This is a genomic window from uncultured Methanobrevibacter sp. (genome assembly GCF_902774605.1).
In the GTDB taxonomy this organism is placed as follows: Archaea; Methanobacteriota; Methanobacteria; order Methanobacteriales; family Methanobacteriaceae; genus Methanocatella.
Genome location: NZ_CACYJE010000015.1, coordinates 23,507 through 32,423, shown reverse-complemented (window position 1 = coordinate 32,423; position 8,917 = coordinate 23,507). Strand labels below are relative to the sequence as shown.

Sequence of the window (8,917 nt, the reverse complement as noted above, 5' to 3'; positions counted from 1 at the left end):
AGGGACTGGGGGGATAGCACGGTAATACTACTTTCGTGGGAAAGTACCAGCCCGTGAAGTAAGAATCCTCGACCTCTGCCAAGGTCGAGGTAGTTCAATAATTGTTGTGATTAATATACTAAATAGCAGAATTACTTTTAGGAGGTATAATATGAATGAAGACATAGTGTATAATCCTGAAAAATTCAAAGCAATGCTGCATTATATAATAAGCAGATGCGAATCAAAAGACAATTTTGGTAGGGTCGTATTATATAAATTATTATACTTTTCTGATTTTGATAATTATGAAAAATACGAACAGCCGATTAGTGGGGAAACTTATTTAAGGAAAAGAATGGGACCTGTTCCTTCACATTTTTTTGAAGCAATCAATGATTTGGTTGATGAAGGTAAAATAAATGAATCCTCTGAACTTGTAATAAACTATAATAAATACAAATATTCATCATTGACAAAGCCGGATATTAATTTGCTGTCAAATGAAGAATTACAAGTAATTAATGACGTCATTAAAAGAATCACCCATTTCTATTCCGGTGAAGTAAGTCAATATTCTCACGGAGATATTCCTTGGAGACTTGCAAAAGATAATGAAGCATTAAATTATGAATCAGTATTTTACCGAGATCCAGAATACTCTGTGAGGGATTACGATGACTGAATACAAAGGATACACTTTTGAATACCATCACAAGTTTAAAAAAGAATTCAACAAAATTCTCACAAAACATCACTGCCCCACATTAAAAGATGATTTTAAGCTAATTGTATGATATTCTAATTCAACATTTAAGCGAATCCGACAAATTTGCTCCGCATATCTGCATGCATATTTCCGGACTTGAAAACAATGTTACGGTTCCGGATTTCATCATCAAAAAATTCCGTTGCAAAGGTATCAATAAGGGATCCAGGTCTGGATTTAGAATAACATTTTTGTTCGACCAAGAAGAAAGCAGATTTATATTTGTTGAAATATTCAACAAGAATAAAAAAGAAATTCCGTATAAAAACCGTGTTAATGAGTTGTTCGTTAAAAAAATCGACATTGAAGATGAATTATATGATGATGAAGAAGAATATCTTCATTCTTCTTAATATTTGCAATCGCTAATGTTTTTGAAGCTGAATTCCATTCAAATTCATTCCCATAACCTTGCTGCATCATTTTTTCATTGTTGGACAATATTTAATTTTTAAATGTTGCTGACGGTTTAGAATCTTTTAAAAGTTAATTAAATATATTTGAATGATATTTGACTATGTGGTATAATCACTTAAAAATAAATAGTATAATCACTTAAATGGATTTAGTATAATCACTTAAGTGAGTTTATGGGATGATAAAAATGAAGGAATATGTAAAACGTTACATTGATGATGAGTTAAGCAACATTCTTGAATTCATGGGTGCGGTTTTAATAGTTGGACCAAAATGGTGTGGAAAACAACAACTGCCACCCAATTTGCAAACTCAATAATTGAACTGCAACATCCGACAAGAGGCAAATCATATATTGAATTAGCACAAGCCGACCCGCTAATTCTTCTTGAAGGGGAAAACCTGTATTGATAGATGAATGGCAAATGGTTCCAAAATTATGGGATGCTGTAAGATACAGTGTAGACAAAAATGATGAAATATGGATTATATATCCTAACCGGCTCCACAATCGTTGACAACTCCAAAATAGATCATAGTGCTGTTGGGAGAATCCATAGGCTAATTATGAGGCCGATGAGCTGTATGAGAGTGGGGATTCAAACGGCAAAATATCATTAAAGGATCTGTTCAATGATGAAAACGTTAAAATTAATGGGGTTTCATCGGAATTGTCACTAAAGGATATAATTTTTCTTGCTTGTCGGGGGGGGGCTGGCCTGAAGTGTTGCACATTGAGGATAAGGACAATCAATTAAAGGTTGCATCATCCTATTTCTATAATGTCTGTCGGGATGACACCTATAAGATTGATGGGGTTAAAAGGGATTCCAACTTATTTGAAGCAATACTTAAATCATATTCCCGCAATATTTCAACATTGGTCGCAAACACTAAAATAATAGCGGATATTGAGGAAAATTACGGTAAAATATCAGAGCCCACATTCTATTCATACATAACCATTTTAAAAAAATTATTCATCATTGAAAACATTCCCGCATGGAAAGCGAATCTCCGCTCAAAACAAAAGATAAGAAAAACAGAAAAGAAAGAATTCATAGACCCTTCAATAGCGGTTGCGGGATTGGGGACCAATCCTGAAAAATTATTGCATGATTTTGAAACTTTCGGATTCATCTTTGAAACATTATGCTACCGTGACCTGAAAGTGTATTCCCAGTCAATGGGCGGAAAGTTATACTATTACAATGACACAACATTGGAAGTGGATTGTGTTTTAGAGATTGATGACGGTAGATATGGTTTAATTGAGTTCAAACTGGGTGATACTCGTATTGAAGAGGGTGCTCAAAACTTGCTTAAGATGGATAAGTTAATAAAACAAAAAATCGCCAGCGGCGACACTCACATTCCCGAGCCAAGCTTTTTGGCAATTATAACAGGGGATAATATTGCCAGGGTTAGAAAGGACGGTGTCATGGTGATTCCAATAGGATCGTTGAGATGAGTCCAAAAAAGCATATTATTGCACTGTGAAGGAAATATTGCATTCACCGTGAACTATATATACTTTATGCAAGTGTGCTTCCGTGCACTTCAAAACCCTTTAAATATCTTGAAGCACATATCATAATCCAACGTTCACTGGCCGGCATGGGTCTTTAAGCAATTCTCATCGTTAAGTCTATATACTCAAAAAACTGAAAAATAACACTATATCAGGATTATGGAGTTGTGGTAGCATCACTGAGGTAACATTGACGATTGATGATGGCCTGCTTGAAGACTTGCGAAAGCATGCAAATGAAACCGGACTTGACTGCTCCAGTCTGGTTGAAGAATACGTCCGCAAAGGATTAATCGAAAACGGAGATGATGAAATGTTAATGGTAGGTTTAAACGATAATGTAGTTGAAAAAGCAAATATAATGGCCAAATTAACTGACAGGACTCTTGAAGAAGTTGTAAACGATACTCTTTGGGATAATCTGGAGAAAATTGAGGATATTCCTGATGAACTTGATGGTGATGAAATTTGGAACCTGCTTGACCATGACAAACCTGAAGGTGATGATGTCCTTGACAATCTCGCACGTTTAGGTCAAAAAGGTTGGGATTGAACTTTCAATTAAACACCACGAGGAATTTAAATGATTTTCCTAGACAGTTCATACATTAAAGGATTAATACTCAAAAGAGACCCATATGAGAATTTCTCCAACAACATCCGACCATACTTGAAAAATGAAACAAAAGTCATTAACATCACTGTCCTTGTTGAAGTGTTAAACGCTTTGAAGAAAAATAATTATCGGGGAAGCATTGAAGAGGTGATTCTTGAATTGTGCAATCTTGACATAGTCGATTGGCTAACCACAGATGATTATCTCTCAGCAATTGAGAAATTCAAGTTTTTCAATGGAAGTGTCAACTTTGCCGATTGCACAATTTTAGTGTCCATGGAAAAATATGGAATAAGCAAAATTGTAACCACTGATTCCGATTTTGGCAACATCAGGGGCATCCGAAGGATAAGCGGGTTTTCATGAACCTTCTTATTTTTCCGATTGAATTCAATTTCACCAGATAATCACCCCTAAATTCACAACCTTTATAAAGGGTCATGAACATATTTATTCTTAATATTCATATTAACCTAAGGTTATCTTAACTATGGTTTTTGTTTTAATTTGCGCAAATCATTTTAATTCAATTTTGAATATTATATCCTACATTCCAAGGGAGGATATTATTTGAGTAGAGGAAAACGACCAAAGTGGATGATTGAAATAGCGATTGAGAGAATGAACATTCTCTTCAACAGGGCTGAGATGGAATTCATCACCCATCCCGAACGCTCAAATCGCTATGTCGAATTGGCTTTGAAGCTGTCCACCAAGTACAATACCAAGGTGCCCCGTGAATGGTCCCGGAGGTATTGCAAGAGTTGCAAGTCCTTTCTCAAGCCTGGTCACAATTGCACCGTCCGGCTGGTTAACGGAGAGGTTAACATTTTTTGTGGTGAATGTGGTCAAGCAATGAAGATTCCCTACCACAGGGAGAAGAAGTTAAAAAGGAGAGCTAAATATGATTCAAAACAAGAAAGAATTAATGAACAGAGCTCTTCATGCGATGACAATTAACATTGGCAAGTCAGGCGTGAACGATAACGTTATAGAGGAAATCAAGCGCCAGCTCAAGGCCAATGAAATCGTTAAGCTTAAATTTGCAAAAAATATCGCGCGTGACAAGGACGCATACATCGAGGAAATCGTCTCCAAGACAAGGGCGAAACTCGTTGACGTCAGAGGACACGTCGCTGTTATCTACAAGAAAAAGCCTTAAACATTATAAATTTAGAGTTACAGGCCCTATTTTTTTAGGTCTTAAATTTACAGTGGATTAAGCTACAATAATAAATAAATATTGGAGAATTAATATGACTACTGTATTTGATGTACCTGCAGATTTATTAATTGAAAAAGTCGCAGAAGAATTTAAAAACAATGATAAAATCGAATCTCCTGCATGGTCCAATTTTGTAAAAACCGGTGTCCACAAGGAAAGAAAACCGGAAAACGCTGACTGGTGGTTCATCAGAACTGCATCCATCATCAGAAGAGTATACATTGATGGACCTGTTGGTGTAATGAGTTTAAGAACATTCTACGGTGGCAAAAAAGACCGTGGAGTACGCCCTGAAAAATTCATGAGAGGAAGCGGATCCATAATCAGAACTGCACTCCACCAACTTGAAGACGCAGGATATGTGGAAAAAGTAGAAGGCGGAAGAGTTGTCACTCCTCAAGGAAGATCCTTTTTAGATAAAATTTCCGGAGAAATAATTAAAGACATTCCTGAACTTGAAAAATACTAATTATATGATTTTTTGGAGAGTTTGATATGAGCGATTTAGATGAAATTCGTCAAAAAAGAATGGCTGAATTACAAGCTCAACAGGCTGCTGCGCAAAACCAGGCCCAACAACAGGCCATGGCTCAGGCTCAACAGCAAAAGGCACAAGCGCAATTCGAGGCTCAGAAAAAACAGATACTTGCTCAGATAATGACTCCTGAAGCTCGCCAGAGATTGGCAAATCTCAAGTTGACAAAACCTGAAATGGTTAATCAAATCGAACTTCAGCTCATACAGTCAGCACAGGCAGGAAGCCTGAGGGGCAAGGTAACCGACGAGCAGCTGAAAGTCTTGCTAAGACAGATTGCAGGCCAAAAAAGAGAAATTAAAATAACAAGGAAATAGTGTCATGAAGACTGCTGTCTTATATAGTGGAGGCAAGGACTCATCACTGGTTGGCGTGATGCTTAAGAGACTGGGACTTGACGTGGAGATGTTCACCGCCAACTTTGGCGTATACGACTCATACGTTCCGGCAAAAAAATCAGCGGCATCACTGGGATTCAAGCACAATGTCCTCAAGATGGACTATGAAGTTCTTGACAAAACCTGTGAGATGATAATGAATGACGGATTTCCAAACGATGGAATCAAGTACATTCACGCCCAAACCGTTGAAAGACTGGCAGAGGATTACGACATTATAGCTGACGGGACAAGAAGAGACGACAGAACCCCCAAGCTCAACATCAATCAGATAAAAAGCCTGGAGGACCGCAAGCAGGTTCAATACATAAACCTCGACAGCTTCGGTCACAAGTCAATAAGGCTCATAAGCGAAAACCTCTTTGAGATATCAAAGGAGAAATCCAACAGGGACACAAGTTCCGATTTCGAGGTGGAGATACGCGAACTGATTGACGAGAAGGGCGGAAACAGTCTGGACATATTCCCGGAGCATTATCAAACTCGTGTTATAGGATATAAATAATTATTATTACAAGGTGAGTATAATGAGTAGAAATAAACCATTAGCTAAAAAATTAAGAATGGCAAAAGCAAACAAACAAAACAGGAGAATTCCAATCTGGGCTTATGCTAAAACCAACCGTAAACTTAGATACAGGCCTAAACCTAGACATTGGAGAAGAAACAGTCTTAAATTATAATTATTGAGGGGATCACTATGGAGGAAAGAGTTTACACAATTCCACTTAGAAACGTAAAAGAGATTAAAAGGACTATCAGAGCTCCTAGAGCTATCAGGGAAATTAAAATCTTTTTAACCAAACACATGAAAGCAAGCGATGTTAAAATCGACGAATCTGTTAATCATGTTATTTGGGCAAGAGGTATTCAAAAAATACCTTCAAAAATTACTGTGAAAGCAGTTAAAGATGATGATGGTGTTGTAACAGCTACTTTAGCAGAATAAGCAATCTACACCAAAATGTGAGGTAAACAATATGTTAAAAAGAGTTGACATTGTAGGAAATCCGAATGTGGGGGTATTCATAACCGCAACCGATGACGTGGCAATCGTGCCTTATAATCTCTTGGATGAGAAAGCAGACATTATTAAGGAAACATTGGATGTTGAAGTGATAAAATCCTCAATTTCAGGATCAAGCCTTATAGGATCTTTATCTGTAGCTAATTCAAACGGTATCGTTGTTTCCCCACATGTTTTAGATAGAGAAGTTAAACAATTTGAGGATTTAGGATTGAACGTCGCTACAATCCCTGGCCAATACACTGCAGTGGGAAACATCGTGGCAGCAAACGACAAGGGAGCAATAGCAAGTCCGTTCTTAAGCGATGAGGCAATACAGGTGCTTGAGGAAACCCTCGACGTCAATGTGCAGACAAGCCACATTGTCGGAAGCGACATTATCGGCTCACTCCTGAAAGTGACCAACAGGGGATTTCTCATAAGCAAGAACGCCCTCCAATCCGAAGTTAACTTCGCTCGTGAAGTATTTGGTGTTGAAGGAGATATAGGTACTGTGGGAAGAGGAATACCATTGGTCGGTGCATGCATAATCGCAAACTCCAATGGTGCAATCGTTGCAAAGGACAGTACCGGTCCTGAAATGGCTAGAGTTGAGGAAGCCTTAGGCTTTTTAGATGATGATTTTTAATTAATAATATCATGAGGGATTTTATATGATAACAAAAATTTACAGAGTTAAAGGTACTTTTGTAATGGGTGACGAATACCATGAGTTTACCAAAGAATACAAGGCTACTAGCGAAAAGGACATAGAAGAAAAAATCTATGCCAGATTCGGAAGTAAACACGGTATCAACAGGAACCAAATTTCCATCAAATCCATTGAGGAAATCGCTCCTGAAGACGTCTTAGACCCAATTGTAAAAGAAATTTTATAAAACCACATTAGAGGCGTTTAGAATGGAAGATCAACAAAGATTAAACAGTCTTCTCAACGAAATTAATGTGTACAGGCAACAAGCGGATTTGATTCATCAGCAAATCGAACTGATCCAGGCCTCCATGGCTGAAGTCGATGCGCTCTTCAATACCTTGGATGACATTGAAGGCAAGGACAGTGTTGAGGCTTTCGTGCCGGTCGGTGCAGGATCATTCGTCAAGGGTGAATTGAAAGACACTGATGAAATCATTGTAAGCATCGGTGCAGGTCTTGCTGTCAAAAAGGATGCTGCCGGAGCTCGTGAAATCTTATCCGGTCAAAAGGATGAGTTAAAGGACAGTCTCGACAAGATGCTTGCAAACCTTCAGCAAGTCACTGACGCTGCAGGCAATCTTCAGGCTCAAGCCGAGCAGATCGCAGCCGCCGCTCAAGGTAATATGACCCCTATGGGTTAATATTATCCTTATTTCTTTTTCTATTTTTTTTCACTGACTTATAATGGCTCGATGGTTCGGGTTTTAATCTGTTTTTAAAAAAAGTTAAAAATGGGAAAATGTTTTCCCCATTCAGTTTGACATATAGTATACTTTCACTTTCATCAGTTCGTATCTGTATGAGCAGTCCTCTTCAGGCAAGTCCCATCTGCCATCGTCGAATTCAGCATGATCCGTTTTCATGATGACTTTTCCGGTGTACTTGTTTTTGAAGTAGAAAACCGCCTTGGTTATTTTTGTGCTTTTGCTTTTCTTTTTAAGCACTATCTTGTATTCCTTTTCATCGTCGTCGTTTCTGACTTTCACTTTTACGATGTCATTGTTTTTCAACACTTTCTTGCTGGTGCCTTTAATTGTTGCGGAGTATTGCTTAGCCACAATTATCTTGGATTTTTTTGATATGTCGTATTTCTTGTTTGCTGATGTTATCACGACATTATGGGTTCCTGTCTTCAATCCTTTAGTGTTTATTTTCGCAACACCATAGGAATTGGTTTTGACATTGTAGGTTTTTGCCTTGGAACCTTTTCCAATCTTGACTTTTAATTTAACCTTGCCGATTGGATTGTCGTCATCGTATCTGTCCTCAACTTTTATCTTGAAGTAGCTGTTCTTCTTGTATTTCACGGTTATTGGATCTGCATCCACTTTTGTCTTGATTTTTCCTTTGCTGACTTTTGATGGCATGCTCTTGTGGTATCCATGATTCCTGTCCCATTCGTAGCGGTCATCATCGTCCCAGTCACCATCATCATCGTCCCAGTCGTCATCCCAATCATGGTCTGCAAGAACGTTCTTGTCTATATTGTTGGTTGGGGCTTCTAATACTGTGGCGTTATTGTCTGCTGCGGAAATAACGCCTAGACTTATCGTCAAAACAAGTATTGCTAGTAGTATTTTACTTATCGTTTTTAACTTCATTTTTTTCAATCCTCCAAAATATTAATTGTTAAATTGATGTTTTATATTCAATATTTGAATGGCATTGGATGGGACATGAAAATCCTCAGGGTGCGATGCTTTTACCATTGTCCCGATCAATTGGC

The 8,917-nt window shown here is 37.8% G+C and carries 15 protein-coding genes and 1 pseudogene; 15 read left to right on the top strand and 1 reads right to left on the bottom strand.

The genetic code is table 11. From position 1 onward, the window contains the following. The first annotated feature begins 151 nt into the window (after nt 1-151). The 15 genes and pseudogenes from QZU77_RS04900 to pfdA all read left to right on the top strand — a co-directional run bounded on the left by QZU77_RS04900 (nt 152) and on the right by pfdA (nt 7,832). The gene (locus QZU77_RS04900) at nt 152-664 is read left to right on the top strand and encodes a Panacea domain-containing protein (RefSeq protein ID WP_295600864.1); all 513 of its coding nucleotides are present in this window, start codon (nt 152-154) and stop codon (nt 662-664) included. 104 nt (nt 665-768) lie between these two features. Beyond that, the gene (locus tag QZU77_RS04895; RefSeq protein WP_295600861.1) at nt 769-1,101 is read left to right on the top strand and encodes a hypothetical protein; all 333 of its coding nucleotides are present in this window, start codon (nt 769-771) and stop codon (nt 1,099-1,101) included. 251 nt (nt 1,102-1,352) lie between these two features. Continuing rightward, a pseudogene (locus tag QZU77_RS10840) lies at nt 1,353-2,636 on the top strand (ATP-binding protein). A 250-nt stretch (nt 2,637-2,886) separates the two neighbouring features. Further along, nucleotides 2,887-3,249 (top strand): hypothetical protein, encoded by a 363-nt coding sequence (locus QZU77_RS04880; RefSeq protein WP_295600852.1) that lies wholly within the window; start codon nt 2,887-2,889, stop codon nt 3,247-3,249. Between the two features lie 30 nt (nt 3,250-3,279). Beyond that, entirely contained in the window at nt 3,280-3,678 is a 399-nt protein-coding gene (locus tag QZU77_RS04875) for a type II toxin-antitoxin system VapC family toxin (RefSeq protein WP_295600849.1), read from the top strand. A gap of 204 nt (nt 3,679-3,882) precedes the next feature. Then, nucleotides 3,883-4,272, top strand: a complete 390-nt coding sequence (locus QZU77_RS04870; RefSeq protein WP_295600846.1) for a ribonuclease P protein component 4 — start codon at nt 3,883-3,885, stop codon at nt 4,270-4,272. After that, nucleotides 4,217-4,474 carry a YhbY family RNA-binding protein gene (locus QZU77_RS04865; RefSeq protein ID WP_295600843.1) on the top strand — a complete coding sequence of 86 codons (258 nt, stop codon included), beginning with the start codon at nt 4,217-4,219 and terminating at the stop codon, nt 4,472-4,474. The genes QZU77_RS04870 and QZU77_RS04865 overlap by 56 nt, the downstream gene beginning before the upstream one ends. 94 nt (nt 4,475-4,568) lie before the next feature. After that, complete coding sequence (locus QZU77_RS04860) at nt 4,569-5,006, top strand: 30S ribosomal protein S19e (protein WP_295600840.1); 438 nt, start codon at nt 4,569-4,571, stop codon at nt 5,004-5,006. Between the two features lie 26 nt (nt 5,007-5,032). After that, nucleotides 5,033-5,389, top strand: a complete 357-nt coding sequence (locus QZU77_RS04855) for a DNA-binding protein (protein WP_295600837.1) — start codon at nt 5,033-5,035, stop codon at nt 5,387-5,389. A 4-nt stretch (nt 5,390-5,393) separates the two neighbouring features. Continuing rightward, nucleotides 5,394-5,975, top strand: coding sequence for an asparagine synthase-related protein (locus tag QZU77_RS04850; RefSeq protein ID WP_295600834.1), 582 nt, complete (start codon nt 5,394-5,396; stop codon nt 5,973-5,975). 22 nt (nt 5,976-5,997) lie between these two features. Next, nucleotides 5,998-6,153 carry a 50S ribosomal protein L39e gene (locus tag QZU77_RS04845; RefSeq protein WP_004032463.1) on the top strand — a complete coding sequence of 52 codons (156 nt, stop codon included), beginning with the start codon at nt 5,998-6,000 and terminating at the stop codon, nt 6,151-6,153. Nucleotides 6,154-6,170: 17 nt separating this feature from the next. Then, nucleotides 6,171-6,419 (top strand): 50S ribosomal protein L31e, encoded by a 249-nt coding sequence (locus tag QZU77_RS04840; RefSeq protein ID WP_295600831.1) that lies wholly within the window; start codon nt 6,171-6,173, stop codon nt 6,417-6,419. Between the two features lie 31 nt (nt 6,420-6,450). Continuing rightward, the gene (locus tag QZU77_RS04835) at nt 6,451-7,125 is read left to right on the top strand and encodes a translation initiation factor IF-6 (RefSeq protein WP_295600828.1); all 675 of its coding nucleotides are present in this window, start codon (nt 6,451-6,453) and stop codon (nt 7,123-7,125) included. Between the two features lie 25 nt (nt 7,126-7,150). Beyond that, on the top strand, nt 7,151-7,375 hold the full coding sequence (gene rpl18a, locus QZU77_RS04830) for a 50S ribosomal protein L18Ae (protein ID WP_295600825.1): 225 nt from the start codon (nt 7,151-7,153) through the stop codon (nt 7,373-7,375). A gap of 22 nt (nt 7,376-7,397) precedes the next feature. Further along, entirely contained in the window at nt 7,398-7,832 is a 435-nt protein-coding gene (pfdA, locus tag QZU77_RS04825) for a prefoldin subunit alpha (protein WP_295600822.1), read from the top strand. 111 nt (nt 7,833-7,943) lie between these two features. Here pfdA and QZU77_RS04820 read toward each other — a convergent pair whose 3' ends face one another. Further along, nucleotides 7,944-8,792 (bottom strand): hypothetical protein, encoded by an 849-nt coding sequence (locus QZU77_RS04820; protein WP_295600819.1) that lies wholly within the window; start codon nt 8,790-8,792, stop codon nt 7,944-7,946. Between the last annotated feature and the right edge of the window lie 125 nt (nt 8,793-8,917).